Below are 1,504 nucleotides of genomic sequence, written 5' to 3' on the forward strand. Positions count from 1 at the left end.
TACGACATCTCCGGCAGACGGAGGCGTGGGGCCGGGCGCCGCTGTACGGTCAGCAGGCGTCCGGCTCAGGCCGGGGCAGTTCGTCAAGGTCGAGGTCACCGCGCGCCGTTATCTGGAGCACCTCGTCGGTCTCGGCCGTGCCGCCCGCCGGCCGCACTACGGCCAGGTGGGACGGCCCGAACTGCACTACCGGTGGGTGCCGCAGGCGCGCTGAGCGGCGTCCCGCAGCCGGTTCGCGACACGCCTGTGTCGCATTTCGCGGGGCTGCTCTGTCTGAGCTGTGTACGCACCACGAAGTGCGTGTCCACCACCGGCGAGGAGCCCACCATGACCACGCACAGCGCCCGGCTCGACCTCTTCGGCAACCCGGCCGTCACCAGGATGCTGGGGCACTTCACAGCGGCGGGGAAGGCGGTCTCGGCGCTGAACGTGCCCGCCGCCACGCAGGAACTGGTCAAGATCCGCGCCAGCCAGATCAACGGCTGCGGATTCTGCACCGACATGCACACCAAGGAGGCCGCGGCGGCCGGGGAGAGCGCGGTGCGTCTCGCCCTGATCGCGGTCTGGCGGGAAGCCACGGTGTTCACCGAGGCCGAGCGTGCCGCACTCGAACTGGCCGAGCAGGGCACCCGGATCGCGGACGCGGCCGGCGGGGTCACGGACGAGGCGTGGGAGGCCGCCGCCAAGCACTACGACGAGGAGCAGCTCGTCGCCCTGGTCTCGCTCGTCGCGGTCATCAACGCCTTCAACCGGCTGAACGTCATGGTCCGGCAGCCGGCCGGCGACTACCAGCCGGGACAGTTCGGCTGACGAGCACGGACCGGTCCCAAGAGGGAAACCCAGCAGAGGGGAAACGAACAGCCATGACCACCATCGCCGTTGTCGTCGGCAGTGTCCGCCCGGGTCGCGTGACCCGGGCGGTGGCCGACTGGGCGCTCACCGTCGCCGCCGGGCGCCCGGACGCCCACTACGAACTCGTCGACCTCGCCGACCACGACCTGCCCTTCGACGACGAGGCGCTGCCGCCCCGGGCCGGGCGGTACGAGCACGCCCACACCCGGCGCTGGGCGGCGACGGTCGCGGGGTTCGACGGCTATCTCTTCGTCACTCCCGAGTACAACCACAGCGCCCCCGCCGTGCTGAAGAACGCGCTCGACCGCCTCTACGACGAGTGGAACGACAAGGCCGCCGGATTCGTCAGCCTCGGGTTCGCGGGCGGGGTGCGCGCGGTGGAGCACCTGCGGGGCGTCGCCGGCGAACTCCAGCTCGCCACGGTGCAGGCGCAGCTCGCGCTGAACCTCTCGGACGACTTCGCGGAGTACCCGGTCTTCGCTCCCACCGGAACCCGGGAAAAGGAACTCATCCGTGTGCTCGACCAGTTGGAGCGCTGGGCCGGCGCGTTGAAGACGCTGCGCGAGTGAACGGCATTCCGGCGGGCAGCGCGATCAGCCAGTCCTCTCCGCGCGAGCGGAGGTGAACCGTACTGGTCGAGCCAGCGGGTGGC

The 1,504-nt window shown here is 70.9% G+C and carries 2 protein-coding genes and 1 pseudogene; all 3 read left to right on the forward strand.

Translation table 11 applies throughout. The features are described 5' to 3' along the window. A pseudogene (locus tag ACWD3D_RS36950) lies at positions 1 to 214 on the forward strand (hypothetical protein); the annotation flags it as partial. Between the two features lie 113 nt (positions 215 to 327). Next, positions 328 to 810, forward strand: coding sequence for a carboxymuconolactone decarboxylase family protein (locus tag ACWD3D_RS36955; RefSeq protein ID WP_451465005.1), 483 nt, complete (start codon positions 328 to 330; stop codon positions 808 to 810). A gap of 53 nt (positions 811 to 863) precedes the next feature. Then, the gene (locus ACWD3D_RS36960) at positions 864 to 1,421 is read left to right on the forward strand and encodes an NADPH-dependent FMN reductase (protein WP_451465006.1); all 558 of its coding nucleotides are present in this window, start codon (positions 864 to 866) and stop codon (positions 1,419 to 1,421) included. The last annotated feature ends 83 nt before the right edge of the window (positions 1,422 to 1,504 follow it).

The organism is Streptomyces sp. NPDC002690 (genome assembly GCF_053592415.1).

Bases quoted from the DNA above. Each gene is read 5' to 3' on its own strand.
- ACWD3D_RS36955 (WP_451465005.1), top strand. From the start codon at position 328: ATGACCACGCACAGCGCCCGGCTCGACCTCTTCGGCAACCCGGCCGTC.
- ACWD3D_RS36960 (WP_451465006.1), top strand. From the start codon at position 864: ATGACCACCATCGCCGTTGTCGTCGGCAGTGTCCGCCCGGGTCGCGTG.